Consider the following 21,413-nt stretch of genomic DNA (forward strand, 5'->3'; position numbering starts at 1 on the left):
CATGACAACTTCCGACGTCACGATTGAGGAGGCCGGGATCCAGGCCGGCCGGCCCCTGCTGGAAATCCGCGATCTTGCGATCTCCTTCAAGACCGGCAGCGGCGAGGTCCAGGCCGTGCGGAACGCACACCTGACCATCATGCCCGGCGAGACGGTGGCCATTGTGGGCGAGTCCGGTTCCGGCAAGTCGACGACGGCGCTTGCCGCCATCGGCCTGCTGCCCGGCAACGGCCGCGTGGCCGGCGGGCAGATCCTGCTCGACGGCGAAGACATCGCGCACGCGTCCGAGAAGCGCATGATCGAACTGCGCGGCAACATCATCGGCATGGTCCCGCAGGACCCGATGTCCAACCTGAACCCCGTCTGGAAGATCGGCGACCAGGTCAAGGAGACGCTGAAGGCCAACGGCCGCCCCAGCGGCCCGGACGACGTCGCCAAGGTCCTGGCGCAGGCCGGGCTGCCGGACGCCGGCCGGCGTGCCAAGCAGTACCCGCACGAGTTCTCCGGCGGCATGCGCCAGCGCGCCCTGATCGCCATTGGCTTGTCCTGCCAGCCGCGCCTGCTCATCGCCGATGAGCCGACGTCGGCCCTGGACGTCACAGTGCAGCGCCAGATCCTGGACCACCTTGAAAAGATGACTGACGAGCTGGGCACCTCGGTGCTGCTCATCACCCACGACCTCGGCCTCGCCGCCGAGCGTGCCGACAAGGTTGTGGTCATGTACCGCGGCAACGTCGTCGAAGCCGGTCCGTCGCTGGAGCTGCTGCAGAACCCGCAGCACCCCTACACGCAGCGGCTGGTGGCCTCGGCGCCGTCGCTGGCGTCACGGCGCATCCAGGTGGCCAAGGAGCTCGGTGTTTCGACGGAGGAGGTGCTGGCGCCCCGCGGTTCCGCTGCGGTGAAACCGGCCCTGACCGAAGACGTGCTGCAGATCCAGAACCTGCGCAAGGTCTTCAAAATGCGCGCCGGGTTCGGGAAGTCCACCGACTTCACCGCCGTCGACGACGTCTCCTTTAACGTCAAGCGCGGAACCACGACGGCGATTGTGGGCGAGTCCGGTTCCGGCAAGTCCACCGTGGCGCAGATGGTGCTGAACCTGCTGGAGCCGACCTCCGGCAAGATCATCTTCGACGGCGTGGACACCTCGGCGCTGAACACCAAGGAGATCTTCGCGTTCCGCCGCCGGGTGCAGCCGATCTTCCAGGATCCCTACGGTTCCCTCGACCCGATGTACAACATCTACCGGACCATCGAGGAGCCGTTGCGCGTCCACAAGATCGGCGACAAGGCCAGCCGAGAGAAGAAGGTCCGCGAGCTGCTGGACCAGGTGTCCCTGCCGCAGTCCACCATGCAGCGGTACCCCAATGAACTCTCGGGCGGGCAGCGCCAGCGCGTGGCGATCGCACGTGCCCTGGCACTCGACCCCGAGGTGATCATCTGCGACGAGGCCGTGTCCGCGCTGGACGTTCTGGTGCAGGCACAGGTGCTGAACCTGCTGGCCGAGCTGCAGTCCCGGCTGGGCCTGACCTACCTGTTCATCACCCATGACCTCGCGGTGGTGCGGCAGATCGCCGACCACGTGTGCGTCATGGAAAAGGGCAAGCTGGTGGAGACCGGTTCAACCGACGACGTCTTCGAGGCCCCGCAGCGGGACTACACCAAGGCGCTGCTCAACGCGATCCCGGGTGCACGCCTGATGCTCCCTCCGGAAGTCGCCTGACCGGCGCTGTTGCGCACCAGTGCTTGTTAACAGGCGCCTGCTGACAGGTGCCTGACAGCGCAGGAGCCGGTGTCCGCCCTTGGGGGCGGGCACCGGCTCCTGTCGTTAAGCCCGGTTGGGTGTGGTGCGGGCCCTAGCGGGCAGCGGACCGGAAGCCGAGCTCGTCCAGACGGCGGCCCAGCAGGGAACCCAGCGCCGCGTGGCCCTCTGGACCCATGTGGACGCCGTCGGCCATGAAGCCGGAGAGGTTGTAGCGCGTCAGCCAGTCCCCGACGCTCACAAAGGCTATGGAATGCCGGGCCGCCACCGTGCCCAGCAGCGCATCCACCTCGGTGCGGCGCCCGCCGCCGTTGGTTGCGCCGCGGGCCAGGGTCCCCACCATGGCCAGCCTGGCCCCGGGGTAGCGCTGCCGGACGCTGGCAATCAGGCGTTCGGCGTTGGCCGTGATCTGCTGGTCCGTGGCACCGCGGGAGGCGTCGTTGCCGCCGCCTTCAATAACGACCAGGGGCGGCGCGCCGTAGGGGAGCAGCCAGTCGCCGCGCTGCAGGGCATCGATGTAGTTGCCGGTCCTGCCGTTGGATGCGACGAACCCGGTGCCGCCCCGGCCGCAGAAGTGGACGTCGTAGCCCAGGCCCGCCAAGGCCCGGCGGGGCCAGGAGTCATGCGGCTCGGACTGGGAGTCGCCGATCAGCACCGCGGTCCTGGCAATGTCCTGCACCACCACCTCCTTGCGGCCGTTGGCGGGATTCCGGATGACGGTGCCTGCCGGCATGGTTTCCGGCGCGGCCGGCAGGGGCAGCCTTCCGCTGCCTGCCGGGCCGGCGGCCATTGGCTCGCCGGGGGCCCCTGCGGGCGCGGGCACAGCCTGGCCGTGAAGCCCGCCCGCCGGGGGCACGCCGCCGTCGGCCGTGCGGGTGATGGGGAGCTGTCCGCAGCCGCCAACCAGGATGCCTACGGCAATCATCGGTGCGGCCCAGCGGAACAGTGCCGTGGCATTGCGCATTGATGTCTCCGTGCTGGCTTGCTGTCAGAGCAATGATGGTGCATGGGCGCCGGAAAATCCAGTGATTTTACTCACAATTTCGGCGCTGAACTCCCGCGCTGACGGTCGGGGCCGGACCGCCGGGAAAGCCGTTTTTAGGCCAACAAAAGCCCTAGCGTTTAGAATGGATGAAGGTGCCCTGTGCCAAAGGGGCGTATCCGTCGTGCGTTCCGGTTGAGAATGTCGCGATACAACAGCTGACTTCACCACTGAATCGAGCAATAACGCATGTCTGAAACCACCACCAACACTGCGGTAGCCACTGCATCGCGCAGTGACCTGCGCAACGTCGCGATCGTGGCCCACGTTGACCACGGCAAGACCACTCTGGTCGACGCCATGCTCAAGCAGACCAACTCCTTTGCCGAGCACAACCACCTCGAAGACCGCGTCATGGACTCCGGTGACCTCGAGCGTGAAAAGGGCATCACCATCCTGGCCAAGAACACCACCGTGGCCTACAACGGACCGTCCTCCAACGGCGAGACCATCACCATCAACGTCATCGACACCCCCGGCCACGCCGACTTCGGCGGCGAGGTGGAGCGCGGCCTGTCCATGGTTGACGGCGTCGTCCTCCTCGTTGACGCCTCTGAGGGCCCGCTGCCCCAGACCCGCTTCGTCCTCCGCAAGGCCCTCGCGGCCCACCTGCCGGTGATCCTCCTGGTCAACAAGACCGACCGTCCCGACGCCCGGATCGAAGAAGTTGTGCACGAGTCCATGGACCTGCTCCTGGGCCTGGCCTCCGACCTCGCCGACGAAGTTCCGGACCTCGACCTGGACAAGATCCTCAACGTCCCCGTCGTCTACGCCGCCGCCAAGGTCGGCCGCGCCTCCCTCGAGCAGCCCGCAGACGGCACCGCCCCGGAGAACGAGGACCTGGAGCCGCTGTTCCAGGCCATCATCGAGCACATCCCGGCGCCCACCTACAACCCGGAAGGTGTCCTGCAGGCGCACGTCACCAACCTGGACGCCTCCCCGTTCCTCGGCCGCCTGGCGCTGCTGCGCATCTACAACGGCACCCTGCGCAAGGGCCAGACCGTTGCCTGGGCCCGCGCCAACGGCGAGCTGAAGAACGTCAAGATCACCGAACTGCTGGCCACCAAGGCGCTGGACCGCGTTCCGGCCGAGTCCGCAGGCCCGGGCGAGATCGTCGCCGTCGCCGGCATCGAGGAAATCACCATCGGTGAGACCCTGACCGACGCCGAGAACCCGCAGCCGCTGCCGCTGATCACCGTGGACGATCCCGCGATCTCCATGACCATCGGTATCAACACCTCGCCGCTGGCCGGCAAGGTCAAGGGCGCGAAGGTCACCGCCCGCCAGGTCAAGGACCGTCTGGACAAGGAACTGATCGGTAACGTCTCCATCAAGGTTCTCCCCACCGAGCGCCCTGACGCCTGGGAAGTCCAGGGCCGTGGCGAGCTCGCGCTGGCCATCCTGGTTGAGCAGATGCGCCGCGAAGGCTTCGAACTGACCGTCGGCAAGCCGCAGGTTGTCACCAAGACCATCGACGGCAAGGTCCACGAGCCGATGGAGCACATGACCATCGACGTGCCGGAAGAGTACCTCGGCGCCGTCACGCAGCTCATGGCTGCCCGCAAGGGCCGCATGACCAACATGGCGAACCACGGCACCGGCTGGTGCCGCATGGAGTTCATCGTTCCGGCCCGTGGCCTGATCGGTTTCCGCACGAAGTTCCTGACCGACACCCGGGGCGCCGGCATCGCAGCCTCGATCTCCGAGGGCTACGAGCCGTGGGCCGGCCCCATCGAATACCGCACCAATGGTTCGATGATCGCCGACCGCGCCGGTGTTGTGACGCCGTTCGCCATGATCAACCTGCAGGAACGCGGCTCCTTCTTCGTGAAGCCGACCTCCGAGGTGTACGAGGGCATGATCGTCGGCGAGAACTCCCGCGCCGACGACATGGACGTCAACATCACCAAGGAAAAGAAGCTCACCAACATGCGTGCCGCTTCCTCGGACACCTTCGAAAACCTGACGCCGCCGCGCGACCTGACCCTCGAAGAGTCCCTCGAATTCGCCCGCGAAGACGAGTGCGTTGAGGTTACCCCGGACGCCATCCGCATCCGCAAGGTCATCCTCGACACCAACGAGCGTGCCAAGGCCAACCGCGCCCGCGCCAAGGTCTAGTTTCCGGCGCCCCGCGCTGCGAACGGATTATTTGTGAAGAGAAGAGCTGCCGGTCCGGCAGGCGGTATTGCCGCCGCCGTACCGGCAGCTCTTTTTGCTGCCCTGGCAGGCACCATGCTGCACGGGCAGGACTTCCTGGTTGCCGGCGTCGAGGTGCCCTGGGGCGCAGCCGCAGCCCTGGCGCTGCTGGCCGCCGTCGAGCTGTGGCTCGGCGCAGCGTTCCGTTCCGTGCTGCCGACGGCGGTCTGCGGCATGCTCTGCTACGCCCTGGCGGGCTGGTGGTCCGCCCTCGGGAACGGCAAGCGCCTGATCGTCGGCGACCTGGCCGGGACCGTCTGGATCTACGGCATCGCGGTGGTCACGCTGGTACTGCTGGTGTGGTGCCGCCGCTACCGCCCGGCCCGGACGTAACCCCCAGGGGACATGCCCATTTTTCGCCGTCCGCTCCGCGGGACATGCCCATTTTTGGACGCGGCGGGTGCGCATGGTGGCACTATGCCCATCCGCGGCCACGGTGACTGGACATGTCCAGTGGCTGGCTAGGGCCACCCCGGGGGACATGCCCATTCTTGGACGCAGCGGGTGCCCATGATGGCGCGATGCCCATCCGCGGCCACGGCCACGGGACATGCCCAGAGCTGCCGCGGAGGCGCTCATTTCAGCGAGGGAGGGACATGTCCCGGAGCTGGCCACAAAACCGGGCATGCCTTTTGCACATAGCCGAGCCGGGCCCTGTGCCGGCCGCAGGTGCCGCGGGCAGGATGGCCGCATGGTCAATGTCATCGAAGTGATTGCCAGATACGACGGCGTCGCCCGCGCCAAACATCTCGCTGCCGCGGGAGTCTCGGATTTCCAGCTCAAGTCAGCGCTGGCCCGCGGGGACGTCGCCCGCGTGGCCCGGGGCGTCTATGCGCTTCCGGACGCCGACGCCGGACTCGTCGCCATCCGCTCCCTGCCTGCCGAGCCGGCCTGCGTCACAGCGGCGCAGATCCGGGGCCTATGGGTTCTCCAGCCTCCGCCGCTGCCTCACGTCGCGGTCCCGCACAGCAGGCACTATCCAGGATTTGTGTGCCACCGGTCCGCAGCGCCGCCCACCCTGCTGGACACGGTCGTGCAGAGCCTCCGGTGTCTGCCGGAACTCGATGCCCTCGTCATTGCGGAGTCAGCCGTCGTTGCCAGGGGCGTGACTTTTTCGGAACTGCGGCACCGGCTGGCCGGCCGCAACGATGCCAGGGAACGACGGCTGGTGCAGAGCATCGTTCCCCAGTCGCAGTCCATCATCGAGTGCATGGCCCGGTACTGGCTGCGGCGGGCGGGGTTCCATGTGGAATCGCAAGTCAACATCCCCGGCATGGGACACCTCGATCTCATGGTTGACGGCAGGCTCGGCATTGAGACCGACGGCGCGAAGTACCACATGGACCGGACCAGCTTCGAGGAAGACCGGCGCCGGTGGAACGTCACCACCCGGCTGGGCGTCCCGACGCTCGTGGTCAGCTACGGGCTGCTCCTGAACCGGCCGGACGAGTTCATCGCCATGGTCCGCGAAACCCTGAACACGCTCTCTGCTGCGGCCTAAGGCTGGACATGCTCCCCGGGCGCCACAGAGGGCCGGGGGAGCATGTGCAGGCCGCCGCAGCCCCCACTGGACATGTCCCGCGGACGGCGTCCGTGACCGGGGAGCATGTCCACCGGTGGCCGCGAGGAATGCGCATAGTGGTGTCATGTCCACGGGCAGGGGCCAGGGGAGGGCATGTCCGCTGGGAGGGTGTCTCTTATAGAATCAAAGCATCCAGGGACTCCAGCCACTCGGCGGTCTCTTCCGGATCACGATCAGGCAGCTGGTTAGTCAACCCGCTGAGGATATGGGAGGTCTCTTCTCCTGCAGCCACGTCCAACCTCTCTTTGAGCGCATTCATCGGCGCCCTCAGCTCCGGCAGGGTAACTGCCTGGCGTGAACGCGACATGTGCGACGTATCGGTTACTACTGCCCGGTCATGTGCGCCGGGCAAGGTCCAATCACAACTAATCCCGCCTTCGTCAGCGGGGTATTCGCCCTCGCGGGCGTAGTCGTCACCAGCCACTCTAGCTCTGACAGCTCAGGGATGCGTAGCCGTCGTGTGGGGGCCTTGTCGTATTTGACCGGCATACTGGTTGTGTGACGACGTGCCGCCCTGCGGTGCCCGGATCGCGGCGTGTGACGCAGAATATGGCGGATCGCGGGGCCAACAGCTTGAAGCGCGGGCGCAAAGGGTGTTGGCTTGGAGTAATGGAAATCACTAGCGCTATTGAAAACACCAAGCATAGGAGCAACACGTGAGCGAGGCCGACGCCGCCACTTCGGTAAATGTGGCGGAAAAACTGGGTTTCAAAGCCGGGGACCTGATTCAGGAATTCGGCTATGACGACGATGTCGACTTCGACTTGCGTGACGACATTGAAGATCTCACGGGCTCGGAACTCTTCGATGAGGACGACCACGAAGTAGTCGATGCAGTGATTCTTTGGTGGCGCTCCGACGACGGCGACCTGGTGGACAACCTGGTCGGCTCGCGCACCACCCTGACCGAGGGCGGCGTCGTCTGGGTGCTCACCCCGAAGTCCGGCCGGGTCGGCTACGTCTCCCCGGCTGACATCCAGGACGCTGCGCCCACCGCCGGCCTGCACTACACCACGTCTGCCGGCGTCTCCAAGGACTGGAGCGCCACCCGCCTCGTCACGCGGAAGAACAAGTGACCCAAGCGGCAACGGTCGTCGACATCGACGCCGTTCCCGCCGTCGGCGACTTGGCTCCCGACTTTGAACTCCTGAATCAGTTCGGCGAGCCCGTGAAGCTCTCGGAGCTGCGGGGCCGGAATGTGGTGCTGGTGTTCTTCCCGTTCGCCTTCTCCGGCATCTGTACGGGGGAACTCTGCGAAATCCGGGACAACCTGGCCCTCTTCGAGGACGCGGACGCCGTCGTGCTTGGCATTTCGGTGGACAGCAAGTTCGCCCAGCGGGCCTACGCCGAGAAGGAAGGCTACTCCTTCGATCTGCTGGCCGACTTCTGGCCGCATGGCGCCGTCGCCGGGCAGTACGGGGTCCTCGACGCCGAAAGCGGCATGGCGAAGCGGGGAACTTTTGTCATCGACGCCGATGGAGTGGTGCGGTACGTGGTGGTGAACCCCCGCGGCCAGGCCCGGGACTTCACCGGATACCGCGCAGCCCTGGCGGGACTCGGCAGGAGCTGACGCGGTGAGGACGCGGCGGCCCGGGACCGGCATGACTGGCTTTGCCAGCCTGCCCCCGGTCCCCGCGGGCGAACCTGCCCGGGATGAACTCGAAGTCCTCCGGGAGATCCACGGCATCCTCGCGGGGGAGCGTTTCGCTCTGCTGACGGGGGCCGGCCTCAGTACGGATTCCGGCATCCCGGACTACCGCGGGCCGGGTGCTGCGCCGCGGGCGCCCATGACGTATCAGGAGTTCATCGGCGCAGCGGACAACCGGCGGCGCTACTGGGCGCGCAACCACATCGGCTGGTCCCACCTGAAGCGGGCGGACCCCAATGACGGCCATGCCGCCGTCGTCCGCCTGGAGCGCCGCGGGCTGCTCACGGGCCTCATCACCCAGAACGTGGACCGACTCCACGAGGATGCCGGAAGTGTCAACGTCGTTGACCTGCATGGACGCTTTGACCAGGTGGTCTGCCTTGCCTGCCACCGCCATTTCAGCCGGGCCCTGCTTGCAGGGGTGCTGGAAGAGCTCAACCCGGGGTTCCTGGACAAGGCCCTGGCCGCCGGAGCGGTCGAAATGGCGCCGGACGCGGACGCCACGGTCGAGGACGCGGAACTGATCGAGAGTTTCGTCGTGGCGCACTGCCCGGCCTGTGGCGGCACGCTTAAACCCGACTTCGTCTACTTCGGCGAGAATGTCCCCAAGGACCGGGTGGAGCGTTCCTACGCCATGGTGGACGAGGCCGCCGCACTCTTGGTGGCCGGGTCCTCGCTGACCGTCATGAGCGGCCTGCGGTTTGCCCGGCATGCCGCGAAGCAGGGAAAGCCGGTGGTCATTATTAACCGTGGCCAGACCCGCGGGGACGACCTCGCCATCGTCAAACTCAACGCCGGCGTCAGCGAATCGCTCACCTGGCTCGCTGCCGAGCTGCCGCCGCTGTGAAACGCTTCCGGGCGGCCCGCGGCCGATTGGCGCCGGGCCTTGTTCATCCGGTACAGTAACTGTTCGTTGGTTGAAGCGCGGAAGCGCAGAAACAGCGGTTTGGGTCTTTAGCTCAGCTGGTAGAGCGCCACGTTTACACCGTGGATGTCATCGGTTCGATCCCGGTAGGACCCACCACGAGAAACCCCGTCAAGGCAGGCCGAAGGGCCGCACTGGCGGGGTTCTTTTGTGTGGTCTAAAAGTTTTGGGCCTCCTCCACCGATCCCGGATCAAGCGTTAATGTCGGTGGTCTCTGATGGACTGGTTCCATGAAAGCCTCCCAGGATTTCATCACCGTTGAGGACTCGGGCCGGAGCGACGTTCCGGCCGGGGACTCCGGGATGTGGGACTTCCGGGAGCCGGCGGATTTCACGGGCAAGGTCGAGGAGCTCTCGCGGTTTGTGGAGCACTTGCAGGTGGTGGGGGCTGGTGCCGTGGACCGGACCAGGAAGCAGGCAGGGACCGCAGCTGCGAAACTCAGCGTCGTGGACCACCGGCTGGCGTGATGATTCGATTAACGCGACGACACCCGCTACGACGGCAGCCGTGGGTCCGGTGACCGGTACCGCGGCCGGGCTTTACCGGTGAGGAGTTGCCTGCAACCATAGGGTGGGCCCAGGCGCAAGCCATTCTGATTACCCGGAACAACAGCGCTGAATATCGGCGTTTTTAGTCGATGAGGCAGCGTAGAGTCCTGACAAAGAACGGTGACACGGTCGATGACCGATGGGGGTCCGGATCAGATGAAGATGACTTTGAGCCGGACGCTGGCCCGACCGGCCTTCTGGGCAGGCATTGTGCTCCAGCTCGTATTGACGGCCCAGATTTGGGTGGCCCTTCAAGTCGCCTGGAATCCTGGAACGTCATTCCAGGATCACCTGTGGCCATGGGGGGCGGTCTTTGCCGTGGGGACTACGGTATCCACTTTCCTTTCCCCGCTCCTCATGAAAGCTGTACTCAAGGACGACCACAGCCTCAGCGAGGAGCAGACCGCTGTATTGGACGTTGCGTTGCGCACCGGTGTGCTTCCCCTCGCCAGCCTCTTTGCTGACTGGGGTCCTGCGCTTAGCAGGAGGCGGCGGGATATGGTGTCCGGCCGCTGGCTGGGACCGATTTTGGCGGCTGGTCTTATCGCCCTGAACATCTATGATTCACTCGTCAACCCGGCGGGTGCCTGGTTTTACTGGGTCAGTGCGCTTTTCTATGCAGCCTTGGCGGTAACAGGTGAGGTCACCGTACGGCGGAGAATTCGACGGGTGCGGTCACTACAACATCAGCTGGAGGAGTTCGGCCGCAGAGTTCCTCTTGTCGGCTAGACCCCCACCAAAAACCCCGCCGCAACCACTACTTCCACCCCCAACACCTCCACACCGCAGCCTGATACCAGCCGCTGGAGTCTCAGCTGACTGTCGAGGGCGGTCGTCCACTGCATGGACGCTGAGGAAGACGCCACGGGGCGGTGCCAGGCCGCGAAGATTGTCGGAGCCTCGACATACTGTCGCTGGCATGGAACACGTCATAGTGAAATCGGGCCCGGATGGCAGGCCCCAAGCGGTGGTGCGCGGCGGCCGCGAATGGACGGTGAGTGCTGAACCGGTCCGCTGGTTTGAGCGAGTGAGTTGGTGGGAGGCGGAGCGGCGGATGCCCAAGGGGCTGAGCCGCGTCGACGTCGAGGTCTGGCAGGTGCAGGCGAGGCTGGGCCGCAACTCGGGTTCGCATCTCACCACCATGGAAATCATCCGTGACGGACTCGGTGGCGGCTGGCGGCTGAGGGAGGCCATGGCGGACGCCGCGTAGAGGGGCAGGCGGTTCGACCGAAACCTGACCCGCTCAGCGGCCCGAAAATGCCGGGGCATTGGAAAAGCCTTCCACCGCGACTATTGGGGGATGCCGCGGTGGAAGGCTTGAATATGAATATACCGTGAAGATTGGGAAATGAGAAACGGGACGAGGGCGTTTCTGGGCTGCAAAAATGCCTATTCGATGGCGTAATCGTCAGCCTCTTTGCGACGTAATGCCAGCCCTTCTGTGCAAGGCTGGCTGACTTCCCGACCTAGGATGTGTGGATGACCGCCACACCTCCCCGCCGGATTGCCCGGGTCCGCCCCTTGGACGCCACGTCGGAGGGTGAGTACCACTTCGTCGCCAACGACGCCCCGGACTTCGGAAGCGCGGCCGGTCTGGTGTGGACCGTAATCGGTTCGCCGCTTCCGGGTTCGCCGGCCAACGCCGGCGGCGCACCCCGCCTTGGCTGGGAGCCGGGCGTCACGGTTGGACAAGGCACCTTCACTTTCCTGGCGCCCAGTACACCGGCCAACGTCCTGGGGATGGCCCACAACACGGGTCAGGCAGGCCGCGACCTCCCGCCCCAGGCCTTCCACAAGGCAGCAACCAGCGTGGTGGGTCCGGGCGACGCCATAGAACTTGGACCGGCGGTCGGGCATGTTGAGCCGGAAGCGGAACTGACAGTTGTCATTGGGAGGAAGGTTCGGGGTCTCACTCTCGAAAACGCGCACACCGCGATCCTCGGTTACACCATCGGAAATGACGTCTCTGCCCGGGATCTGCAGAAAACCGACCAGCTCTGGATCAGCGCCAAAAGCCAGGACACCTTCACGCCGGCGGGTCCATGGATCGTCACCGGGCTCGATGCCGGCGGCCTGGCCATCGGCATCACACACAACGGCGTGGACCTAAAGCCGGCCAGCACGGCCGATCTTGGCTGGGGCGTGGACGAAATCCTGGTCTACCTGACGTCGTTTATGACCCTTCACCCCGGCGACCTGGTGCTCACCGGCTTCCCGGCCGAGTGCGCCCGCATCGTTCCGGGAGACACCGTCACCTGCAGGATTGGAGGCGTCGGGGAGCTCACGAATCCGGTTGTCGCTGGGGTCTAGCACCTGCCCGGTTCGGCTCCCGCCGAAGGCCGGCTCCCGGGCCGGTGTCGCCGTGCTCAGGGAACCACCCGGGCAAGCCGCCGTCGGGTGTGGGAGCTCACCTGCGCCAGACATTATGATGGTTACTGTTCAGCTGAATGGACAACACTGCTGGCGCCTGCGACCCACACGCGATATCCGAAGGAGAATCATGGCCGATTCCCGAGTTTCCCGAACCTCCGATGGGCTGGGGAGCGCATCGCCCGCGCCGGCCGTCACCCGTGCGGCTGCCGTGCTGGAGGCACTGGCTGCGTCCGCGACCGGGCGCCTGACGCTCAGCGATCTCGCACGCGAGCTGGGCATCCCCAAATCGTCGACGTCGAATCTCCTCCTTGCGCTTGAGGAAGCCCGGCTGATCAACCGCCAAGGTGCGGAGTTCACACTGGGACGCAAATTGGTAGAGCTCGGCGCGGCCTATCTCAGCCGCCTCGATGAGGTCCAGGAGTTCTACCGGTTCTGCGAGCAGGCGCCAACGCTGTCCGGCGAAACCGTCCGCATCGCCATGCTGGACGGAACAAACGTCATTTACCTTGCCCGCTATGAGGGCCACCCCGCTGTGCGCCTTACATCAAACATCGGCGACAAGATGCCGGTGTCCCTCTGCGCCGTGGGCAAGGCCCTGATCGCGCGACTGCACGACCACGACATCGCGGAGATGTTCCCCGACGACGCCGAGCTGCCCGTCCTGACGCCGAAGTCGCTGCGGACCGGCGCCGAACTCAAGGCGCAGCTTGAGGTCATCCGGGAACAGGGTTACGCCTTCGAGGACGAGGAATCAACAACGGGCGTCGTCTGCCTTGCCGTGTCTGTGCCCACGCGGGGTGCCCACGGGCCGAGCCTGGGTCTGTCCGTCACCGCCCTGAAAGCCACCTATTCAGAAGAGCAGGGCGCGCAGATGGTCAAAGAACTCAAGGAGCTGGCCCGGTCCCTGGGCAATCCCATGGGCTAAAGAGGACACATTCGCCCGGCCGGCGTCGGGATCAAAAATAAATCAGATGACACATTGGCGCGTTGATCACTATGTTGTACTCTGTTCAACATGGTGATCATCCCTCCGGGGTTGTTCACACCCCACCAGGCCAACGGGGGTCTGGAGTGTCCTTGAGGGAGTGCTTGTGTCTACCAGTACCACTACACAGCTTGCTGAAGCTGACGGCGCCGTCGTCGAACCGGACCAGCTGCGGAGGGCAACTCTTGCCAGCTCCGTCGGTTCGGCACTGGAGTACTACGACTTTTACATTTATGGCCTGGCATCGGCCCTGATCTTCGGCCCGCTGTTCTTCAAGCCGCTCGGCGACGACGGCGCACTGATCGCCTCCTTCGCCACCTACGGCGTCGGATTCGCGGCCCGTCCCTTTGGCGGGATGCTCTTCGGCTACGTCGGTGACAAGTTCGGCCGCAAGATGGTCCTCATCCTGACCATCGGCCTGATGGGTACGGCCAGTTTCGCCATAGGCCTGCTGCCCACCTTTGAACAGGCGGGAATGGTGGGAGCCGTCCTTCTGGTCACCCTGCGCATCATTCAGGGCCTGGGGGCAGGCGCAGAGCAGGCCGGCGCCACCACGCTGATTTCCGAAGTTGCGCCGCGCCGCCGTCGCGGATTCTTCGCAGCACTTCCCTTCGTCGGCATCCAGCTGGGCACACTGCTCGGTGCCGGTACCTTTGCGCTCATTGCCATGGCGGACAAGGCCACGCTCGAAGGCTGGCTCTGGCGGGTGCCGTTCCTGGCCAGCGTGCTCCTGATCGCGGTGGCCATTTTCATCCGGCTGCGGCTGAAGGAAACCCCTGTTTTCCAGGAACTCGAGAAGCACAAGAACGTCGCCAAGAACCCCATTGGCCAGCTCTGGAAGCACTCCAAGAAGAACACTCTGATCGGCATCGGCCTGCGCATGGGTGAGAACGGCAACTCTTCCATCTACTCGGCCCTCCTCATCGCCTTCCTGGCAGCCAAGGATGGGGTGTTCCCGGGGGACAAGTTCATTGGTCCGGTGGGCCTGCTGATTGCAGCCGGTTTTGCCGCCGTCATGGTCGTGACCTTCGGTGCGCTGTCTGACCGGTTCGGCCGGGTCCCGGTCTACCGCTACGGAGCGCTGTTCCAGGCTCTCATCGCTTTGCCGGCGTTCTACCTCGTGACACTGGGCAACGTCACCCTGGTGTGGGTCGTGATGGTTGTGGGCATCGCCCTTGGTGTTCAGTCCATGCTCGGCCCGCAGTGCCCGCTCCTGCCCGAACTCTTTGGGTCGCGGTACCGCTTCACCGGCGTGGCCATGAGCCGCGAGATCTCTGCCGTGATGGCCGGCGGGCTCGTTCCGCTGGTGGGTGCGGCGCTCCTGGCGGTGACCGACCACTCCTGGCTGGTGCTTGCCATCTACTCGCTGGTGCTCGCGCTGATCTCCTTCGTCACGACGTTCTTCACGCCCGAGACGGTGGGACGCGACCTCCTCCTCACCGAGGACGCCAGCTAGCCGCCTGGCACGTCAGTCCGCGGACCGCGGGCAAGGCCGTGGCCCCTTCCGACCTGGAGGGGGCCACGGCCTTTGTCGTACCGAGGCGTTTCGGGATGTGCCGGGGTGTCGTGATGAGCGGGTGCGGGTCTGGGTGCGAGGTGCGGGGCGGGAGCAGCAGCGCATGGCGGTGGTCGCGGGCTGTGATGGGGTGTGGCGACGCGCAAAGTGCCTGGTGACGCGGCAAGGTCCGTGCGACGCGGGAGTACCGGCGCGCTGGGCACGAATCGCGTCGCCGGGCATGAAGCGGGTCGCCGCGCCTCACGAGCAGCGCTGGGCATGAGGCGCGTCGCCCGGCACGTAGGGGGTCGTTGGTAGCGCGGCGCGGGGCTACTCCTCCCGCGGCCCACCTACGAAAAAATCGGCCCCTCCGAAGCCGGAGGGGCCGATCCATTGTCCGCAGCGCCTGGGCCGCGGGCCCGGGGTGAGGCGGGCCTAGTAGAAGTGGACCGTGTCCACGAGGTGGGGGAGTTCGCCGCCGTCGAGGAACGTGCGCAGGTTGCTGCAGAAGCGCTCCGCGATCAGGCGGTTCTCCGCCGCGCTGAGGGCCGAGGTGTGCGGCGACACCATGACCTTCGGGTGGCTCCACAGCGGGCTGTCCGCCGGCAGCGGTTCCACGGCGAAAACGTCGAGGCAGGCATAGGACACCTGGCCGTTCCCGAGTGCCTCCAGCAGCGCTTCCTCGTCCACCACGGTGCCGCGGCCCACGTTGACGAACACCGTTCCCGGCTTCATGGCCGAGAACACGTCGCGGTTGAAGAGCTTTTCGGTGGACGGCGTGCCCGGAAGGGTATTCACTACCGCGTCCGCCGTGGCGAGCAGGCCCGGAAGGCCGTGGTTGTCCGTGACCTCCTGGATCCCGTCGAGGGGTTCCACCGTCCGCTTGGTTCCGCTGACGGTCATGCCGAGGGCGCGGGCGATCCGTGCCGTCTCGACGCCGATCTCGCCCAGTCCGGTGACTACGAGGTGGGAGCCGTTGACCAGGCGCGTGGGGGTGCGGATTTCGGGCCAGTTCCGGGCCGCCTGGTCCTGGGCCAGTTCGGCGCTGCGCTTGAAGCCGTTCAGGATCCCGAGGGCCGCGAATTCGGCGAGGGGCAGGGCGTGGACGCCGGCCGAGGTGGTTACCTTGAACTTCTGCAGCGCCTGAGCGTCCAGCCCGGATGCCTTCACGGCACCGCCGGCTCCGGCGGCCATGGCGTGGATCCACTCCAGGTGTGCGCTGCTGCCGGCGATCTTGGCGAGGCCCGCGGGGCTCTCGTTCGGGAAGCCGTACAGCACCTGGGCCTTGTTGAGCATGTCCCAGTACCGCTGCTCCTGTTCCGGCGTCCGGCGGAACGCGGGGTCACCGGCGTGGTCGGCGGGGTAGCGCTCCGGCGGCAAAAGGTCCGGTTCGTAGAGGACGGTAACGGAGGGATCTACGGCGCGAATACGCTCCACAAGCTCTGCTTCGAGCGGGACGGCGATCGCGACGGTGGTTTGAGTCGTCATAGTGTTCATCATACTGAATGGGGGCTAGGATATTGAACGGATTGCTGAAATTCACTGGCACAAACCACAACGGAGTGAGGCGGAATGGATATGGACCGGAAGGAAGCCGGCTTTGTGGGCCTGGGCCTGATGGGGGCGCCCATGGCCGGCAACCTCCTCGCCGCGGGCTGGGCTGTCCGCGCCTGGAACCGCTCGGCGGAGGCGCTGGAGAAGTTTGAAGCCCTCGGCGGGGCCCGCGTGGCCCAGGTCGAGGAACTCCGCGACTTGCCGGTCATCATCTTTATGCTGCCGGACCTGTCCTACATCGAGGACGCTGCCGCGCCGCTTCTGGCCGCATGGTCCCGCAATCCTCCCGCCGCCGGAACGTTCGTGGTGGTCATGAGCAGCGTCTCGCCCGCTGCGGTGAAGGAGTTCGGGGCGCGGGTGGACCGGGCCAGCGGCGGCAACGCCGTCGTCGTCGATGCGCCCGTCAGCGGCGGCACCGCAGGCGCCGTTGCCGGGACCCTGGCCATCATGGCGGGCTCCTCTGAGGAGGACTTCCAGCGGCTCCTGCCGCTGTTCAGCGCCATGGGCAGCACCGTCCGGCGGCTGGGTCCGCTGGGCTCCGGCTCGCTGGCCAAGGCGTGCAACCAGCTGATCGTCGGGACCACGACGGCGGCGCTCGCCGAGGCCGCTGAACTCGCCGAACGTTCCGGCATGGACGTTGACGCCCTCTACGGGGTCCTTGCCGGCGGCCTGGCCGGTAGCCGGGTCCTCGAGATCGTGGGGCCGCGGCTCGCCGCCAAGGATTACGAGCCGACGGGCCCGGCCAAGTTCATGCACAAGGACCTGTCCTTTGTGCTCGAAAGCGCCCGCGCCGTCGACGCCGCGGTGCCCATGGCCGCCGCCGGAGTGGACCTCTACGCGGAACTGACGCGCCAGGGGCTGGGGGACCGGGACCTTGCCGTGGTGCGGCAGGCCATCGCCAACCTCAGTCACAGCTCCAGCGGCGGCACGGCAGCCGCCATCACAGCCAACACCAAGTAAGGACCAGCAAACGAATGAGTGGACTTTTTGACCTGACCGGCCGGACCGCGCTGGTGACCGGCTCCAGCCGGGGGATAGGCAACGCCCTTGCCCGCGCCCTGGCCGACGCCGGGGCAACGGTGGTGCTCAACGGCATCAACCCCGAACGGCTGAAGGCCGCCGAGGCAGCCATGGCCGCCGACTACCCGCCCGGCCGGATCGCCAGCTGCGCGTTCGACGTCACCAGCGACACCGAGGCGGCACGGGGCATCGCCTGGGTGGAAGACACTATCGGGCCGCTGGAGATCCTGGTCAACAACGCCGGCATCCAGCACCGGGTTCCCATGCTGGAGCTCGACGTCGTCGACTGGGAACGCGTCATTGCCACCGACCTGACCAGCGCCTTCCTCGTGGGGCGTGAGGCCGCCCGGCGCATGATCCCGCGCGGCAGGGGCAAGATCATCAACATCTGCTCCGTCCAGACGGACCTGGCCCGCCCCACCATCGCACCCTACGTCGCGGCCAAGGGCGGCCTGCGGAACCTGACCCGGGCCATGACGGCCGAATGGGCAGGTTCCGGGCTGCAGATCAACGGCATCGCTCCGGGCTACATCCACACCGAAATGACCCAGAACCTGGTGGACGACGAACAGTTCAACGCCTGGATCCTGGGCCGCACCCCGGCCCACCGCTGGGGGACAGTGCAGGACCTGGCTGGCCCGGCCGTCTGGCTCGCGTCCGACGGCTCGAATTTCGTCAACGGGCAGACCATCTTCATCGACGGCGGAATGACGGTGGTGGTCTGATGCCCGGCGCAGCGCTCCTCCCGTCCACCGCGCCCGCCGTGGTGGCCCATGCCGCCGGCGACCTCCGCATCGAAGACATCCCCCTCGCCGCCCCGGCGTCCGACGAGGCAGTGATTGAGGTGGCTTTCGGCGGCATCTGCGGCTCCGACCTGCACTACTGGCTGCACGGCGCCGCGGGCGAATCCGTTCTCAAAGCACCGATGATCCTCGGCCACGAAATTGTGGGGACCGTACTCCAGTCCGCCGCGGACGGCACCGGGCCCGCGGCCGGAACCCGGGTGGCCGTCCATCCCGCCACACCCGGCCCGGGCTCCGTCCCCTACCCGGAGGACCGGCCCAACCTTTCGCCGGGGTGCACGTACCTCGGCAGCGCGGCGCGCTTCCCCCACACCGACGGGGCCTTCAGCCGGTACACCGCCCTGCCCGCCCGGATGCTCCGCGCCCTGCCGGACCACCTCGGGCTGCGGACCGCGGCGCTGGTGGAACCCGCGGCCGTCGCCTGGCATGCTGTCTCACGTGCCGGGGAAGTAAAAGGCAAGACCGCCCTGGTGATCGGCAGCGGCCCCATCGGCGCGCTGGCCGTGGCGGTCCTCAAACGGGCCGGCGCACGGCGGATCGTGGCTGTGGACATGCACGCCAAGCCGCTGGAGATAGCCCGCGCCGTGGGCGCCGACCGGGTCCTCAGGGGCGACGAAACGGAGGCCATCGAGGCGGTCGCCGCGGACGTGGTGATCGAATCCTCCGGCAGCCACCACGGTCTGGCCTCCGCGATGAAGGGGGCGGTGCGCGGCGGCAAGGTGGTGATGGTGGGCTTGCTGCCGTCCGGGCCGCAGCCCGTGCTGATCTCGCTCGCCATCACCCGCGAACTGGAACTGCTGGGATCCTTCCGCTTCAACGACGAAATCGACGATGTCATTGCGGCACTCGCCGACGGGACGCTGTTCGTCGACCCCGTGGTCACCCACACGTTCCCGCTGGACGACGGACTGGAGGCCTTCGACGTGGCGCGGAACTCCGCAGCTTCCGGGAAGGTGCTGCTGGACTTCCGCCCGGACGCCGGAGCGTGACCGGACCGGGCACCAGGACCCGGGCACCAGGACCGGGACCGGCCCGGGTCAGGGAAGGCTACGGCCGGGGGACCGGGACGAACACCCTCGGCTGGTCCTGCCATTCGGGTTCCATCTCCGAGATGGTCTGCCGCATGATCCGCTCCGAGGCCTCGCGGGCCCCTGCCGGGTTCCCGGCGGCAATAGCCTCGGCCACGTCCCCGTGCCACTGCAGGGCCGTGTCGTTCGGGTGGTCCGGCATGAGGCCATGCACAGTGCGTCCGGTCAGCGTCTCGGCCACCTGGCCCACCAGGTTGGCGAACATCTCGTTCCCGGAGCCGGTCAGCAGCAGGGAGTGGAACTGGATGTCCAGCTCGAGGAACCGCGGCACATCCCCGGCCTTCCCGGCGTCGCGCATTGCGTGCGAGACCTCCACCAGCTCGCGGCGGATCTCCTCGGGGGCGTTGGCGGCGGCCAGTTCGGCGGCCACGGGCTCGACGGCGGTGCGCAGCTCGGCGAGGGAGCGCAGCTGCGCGCCGCGCCCGACGCCGGCGAGGCGCCAGCGGATCACCTGCGGGTCGAAGGGGTTCCAGCGGCTGGCGGGCAGCACCCGGATGCCCACCCGTTTGGTGGTTTCCACCAGGCCCAGCGACTGCAGGACGCGCACCGCCTCACGCACCACCGAACGGGACACCTTGAGTTCCTCTTCGAGGTGCTCGGCCAGCATGATGTGGCCGGCCGGGAGCTCGCCCGTCACAATGCGGGTGCCGAGGTGCTCAATCGCGCGGTGGTGGAGGCTGGTTGACATAGTCGTAAGCATAGTGCGGCGCACGGTCCGCCACCTGCCGCCCCGGCCCGGAGCGGCGCAGAGGGCGCCGGAAATCATAGACTGTTTGTGACGCGCCATATTCCGCCACGTGGGCACTGCTTTCCCGCAGCCCGCGGAAATACATATGGTTTATTGACAGCCACTGATCCCAAAGAAGAGAGTGCCGCCTTCCGCGCGGCACGGATTGCACTCGTTGCACAGAATGAATTGGAGTTTTGATGTCAGCACACATCGGTGTCACCGGCCTTGCGGTGATGGGGGCCAACCTCGCCCGCAACCTGGCCCGGAACGGGTTCACCGTTGCCCTGCACAACAGGTCCGTCGAGAAGACCGACGCGCTCCTGGCCAAGCACGGCCACGACGGCGACTTCGTCCGCACGGAAACCCTGCAGGAGCTCGTCGACTCGCTGGAGAAGCCGCGCCGCGTGCTCATCATGGTCAAGGCCGGCAAGCCGGTCGACTCCGTGATCGAACAGCTCGAGCCGCTCCTCGAACCCGGCGACATCATCATCGACGCCGGCAACTCCCACTACGAGGACACCCGCCGCCGCGAAGCCGCGCTGGCCAAGAAGGACCTGCACTTCGTCGGCATCGGTGTCTCCGGCGGCGAGGAAGGCGCGCTCAACGGCCCGTCCATCATGCCCGGCGGCTCCAAGGAGTCCTACGACGCCCTCGGCCCGCTGCTGGAAAAGATCGCCGCCCAGGTGGACGGACAGCCCTGCTGCGCCTGGATCGGCACCGACGGCGCCGGCCACTTCGTCAAGATGGTCCACAACGGCATCGAATACGCCGACATGCAGGTCATCGGTGAAGCGTTCGACCTGCTGCGCTCCGGCGCGGGCATCGAACCGGCGGACCAGGCAAAGATCTTCGAAGAGTGGAACAAGGGCGACCTCGCCTCCTTCCTGATCGAAATCTCCGCCGAGGTCCTCGGCCACGTGGACCCGAAGACGGGCAAGCCGTTCGTCGACGTCGTCGTGGACGCCGCAGGCCAGAAGGGCACCGGCCGCTGGACGGTCATCTCCGCGCTCGAGCTGGGCTCCCCGACGTCGGGCATCGCCGAATCGGTCTTTGCCCGCGCCCTGTCCTCCCAGACGGAGCAGCGCAAGCTGGCCCAGGAACTGCTGGCCGGTGAAGAAGCCGACGTCGAGATCCCCGAGAGCTTCGTCGAGGACGTCCGCCAGGCGCTGTACGCCTCCAAGCTGGTCTCCTACGCGCAGGGGCTGGACATGCTCACCTCCGCCGCCAAGGAATACGGCTGGGACCTGAAGCTGGACGAGATCGCCTCGCTGTGGCGTGGCGGCTGCATCATCCGCGCCGAGCTGCTCAAGGAAATCACCAAGGCGTACGCCGCGGACCAGAAGCCGGCCAACCTGCTCTTCGCCCCGGCGTTCACCAAGGCGATCGCCGATGTCCTCCCCGCCTGGCGCCGCGTGGTCTCGACCGCCGTCCAGCTCGGCATCCCGGTGCCGGTGTTCTCCTCCTCGCTGGCCTACTACGACGGCCTGCGCCGCAAGCGCCTTCCGGCCGCCGTGATCCAGGGCCAGCGCGACCTCTTCGGCGCGCACACCTACGGCCGTGTCGACGCTGAAGGCACTTTTCACACCCTCTGGGGCGAGGACAAGTCCGAAATCGAGGCAGTGGACACGCACTAGGTCCACACCTGACGCCGCGGCCGGTGCTCCC

At 66.7% G+C, this 21,413-nt stretch carries 20 protein-coding genes and 1 tRNA gene; 18 read left to right on the forward strand and 3 right to left on the reverse strand.

Annotation, left to right across the window (positions count from 1 at the left end):
- Position 1: 1 nt before the first annotated feature.
- Entirely contained in the window at positions 2-1,720 is a 1,719-nt protein-coding gene (locus AR539_RS12265) for a dipeptide ABC transporter ATP-binding protein (protein WP_066439939.1), read from the forward strand.
- A 133-nt stretch (positions 1,721-1,853) separates the two neighbouring features.
- Here the strand turns inward: AR539_RS12265 and AR539_RS12270 are convergent, their stop codons facing one another.
- Entirely contained in the window at positions 1,854-2,723 is an 870-nt protein-coding gene (locus tag AR539_RS12270; RefSeq protein ID WP_066437210.1) for an SGNH/GDSL hydrolase family protein, read from the reverse strand.
- Positions 2,724-2,990: 267 nt separating this feature from the next.
- Between AR539_RS12270 and typA the strand changes: the two genes are divergently transcribed.
- The 13 genes from typA (at position 2,991) to AR539_RS12335 (ending at position 14,514) form a co-directional block, all read left to right on the forward strand.
- Positions 2,991-4,919, forward strand: coding sequence for a translational GTPase TypA (gene typA / locus AR539_RS12275; RefSeq protein WP_066437212.1), 1,929 nt, complete (start codon positions 2,991-2,993; stop codon positions 4,917-4,919).
- A gap of 33 nt (positions 4,920-4,952) precedes the next feature.
- Positions 4,953-5,330 carry a hypothetical protein gene (locus AR539_RS12280; RefSeq protein ID WP_157361005.1) on the forward strand — a complete coding sequence of 126 codons (378 nt, stop codon included), beginning with the start codon at positions 4,953-4,955 and terminating at the stop codon, positions 5,328-5,330.
- A 358-nt stretch (positions 5,331-5,688) separates the two neighbouring features.
- Positions 5,689-6,498: a type IV toxin-antitoxin system AbiEi family antitoxin domain-containing protein gene (locus tag AR539_RS12285; RefSeq protein WP_066437223.1), complete on the forward strand. Its 810-nt coding sequence runs from the start codon at positions 5,689-5,691 to the stop codon at positions 6,496-6,498.
- Positions 6,499-7,235: 737 nt separating this feature from the next.
- Entirely contained in the window at positions 7,236-7,655 is a 420-nt protein-coding gene (locus AR539_RS12290) for a DUF3052 domain-containing protein (RefSeq protein WP_066437226.1), read from the forward strand.
- Entirely contained in the window at positions 7,652-8,149 is a 498-nt protein-coding gene (locus AR539_RS12295; protein ID WP_066437238.1) for a peroxiredoxin, read from the forward strand. The genes AR539_RS12290 and AR539_RS12295 overlap by 4 nt, the downstream gene beginning before the upstream one ends.
- Positions 8,150-8,180: 31 nt before the next feature.
- A complete protein-coding gene (locus tag AR539_RS12300; protein WP_066437250.1) occupies positions 8,181-9,074 on the forward strand; it encodes an NAD-dependent protein deacetylase in 894 nt (297 codons plus the stop codon).
- 101 nt (positions 9,075-9,175) lie between these two features.
- Positions 9,176-9,251: transfer RNA gene (locus AR539_RS12305), tRNA-Val, on the forward strand.
- 131 nt (positions 9,252-9,382) lie between these two features.
- Positions 9,383-9,619: a hypothetical protein gene (locus AR539_RS12310; RefSeq protein WP_066437252.1), complete on the forward strand. Its 237-nt coding sequence runs from the start codon at positions 9,383-9,385 to the stop codon at positions 9,617-9,619.
- Between the two features lie 237 nt (positions 9,620-9,856).
- The gene (locus tag AR539_RS12315; protein ID WP_066437254.1) at positions 9,857-10,429 is read left to right on the forward strand and encodes a hypothetical protein; all 573 of its coding nucleotides are present in this window, start codon (positions 9,857-9,859) and stop codon (positions 10,427-10,429) included.
- A gap of 190 nt (positions 10,430-10,619) precedes the next feature.
- On the forward strand, positions 10,620-10,910 hold the full coding sequence (locus AR539_RS12320; RefSeq protein WP_066437257.1) for a hypothetical protein: 291 nt from the start codon (positions 10,620-10,622) through the stop codon (positions 10,908-10,910).
- Positions 10,911-11,179: 269 nt separating this feature from the next.
- A complete protein-coding gene (locus AR539_RS12325) occupies positions 11,180-12,010 on the forward strand; it encodes a fumarylacetoacetate hydrolase family protein (protein ID WP_066437262.1) in 831 nt (276 codons plus the stop codon).
- A 190-nt stretch (positions 12,011-12,200) separates the two neighbouring features.
- Positions 12,201-12,998, forward strand: a complete 798-nt coding sequence (locus tag AR539_RS12330) for an IclR family transcriptional regulator (RefSeq protein WP_066437265.1) — start codon at positions 12,201-12,203, stop codon at positions 12,996-12,998.
- A 160-nt stretch (positions 12,999-13,158) separates the two neighbouring features.
- Positions 13,159-14,514, forward strand: a complete 1,356-nt coding sequence (locus AR539_RS12335; protein ID WP_066437267.1) for an MFS transporter — start codon at positions 13,159-13,161, stop codon at positions 14,512-14,514.
- Positions 14,515-14,988: 474 nt separating this feature from the next.
- Here the strand turns inward: AR539_RS12335 and AR539_RS12340 are convergent, their stop codons facing one another.
- Complete coding sequence (locus AR539_RS12340) at positions 14,989-16,053, reverse strand: D-2-hydroxyacid dehydrogenase (RefSeq protein WP_066437269.1); 1,065 nt, start codon at positions 16,051-16,053, stop codon at positions 14,989-14,991.
- Positions 16,054-16,131: 78 nt separating this feature from the next.
- Here AR539_RS12340 and AR539_RS12345 point away from each other — a divergent pair, with 78 nt between their 5' ends.
- The 3 genes from AR539_RS12345 to AR539_RS12355 are packed head-to-tail and all read left to right on the forward strand — an operon-like array spanning position 16,132 to position 18,919.
- A complete protein-coding gene (locus AR539_RS12345; protein ID WP_066437273.1) occupies positions 16,132-17,067 on the forward strand; it encodes an NAD(P)-dependent oxidoreductase in 936 nt (311 codons plus the stop codon).
- Between the two features lie 14 nt (positions 17,068-17,081).
- Complete coding sequence (locus AR539_RS12350) at positions 17,082-17,852, forward strand: SDR family oxidoreductase (RefSeq protein WP_066437276.1); 771 nt, start codon at positions 17,082-17,084, stop codon at positions 17,850-17,852.
- The gene (locus tag AR539_RS12355) at positions 17,852-18,919 is read left to right on the forward strand and encodes an L-idonate 5-dehydrogenase (RefSeq protein ID WP_066437281.1); all 1,068 of its coding nucleotides are present in this window, start codon (positions 17,852-17,854) and stop codon (positions 18,917-18,919) included. Before AR539_RS12350 ends, AR539_RS12355 begins: the two co-directional genes overlap by 1 nt.
- A 58-nt stretch (positions 18,920-18,977) precedes the next feature.
- Here AR539_RS12355 and AR539_RS12360 read toward each other — a convergent pair whose 3' ends face one another.
- A complete protein-coding gene (locus AR539_RS12360) occupies positions 18,978-19,706 on the reverse strand; it encodes a FadR/GntR family transcriptional regulator (protein ID WP_066437283.1) in 729 nt (242 codons plus the stop codon).
- 239 nt (positions 19,707-19,945) lie between these two features.
- On the opposite strand from AR539_RS12360, the gene gndA reads away from it, so the two are divergent.
- Positions 19,946-21,382 carry an NADP-dependent phosphogluconate dehydrogenase gene (gene gndA / locus AR539_RS12365; protein WP_066437286.1) on the forward strand — a complete coding sequence of 479 codons (1,437 nt, stop codon included), beginning with the start codon at positions 19,946-19,948 and terminating at the stop codon, positions 21,380-21,382.
- The last annotated feature ends 31 nt before the right edge of the window (positions 21,383-21,413 follow it).

The sequence above is a fragment of the Arthrobacter sp. EPSL27 genome, from assembly GCF_001512305.1.
Lineage (GTDB): Bacteria > Actinomycetota > Actinomycetes > Actinomycetales > Micrococcaceae > Arthrobacter.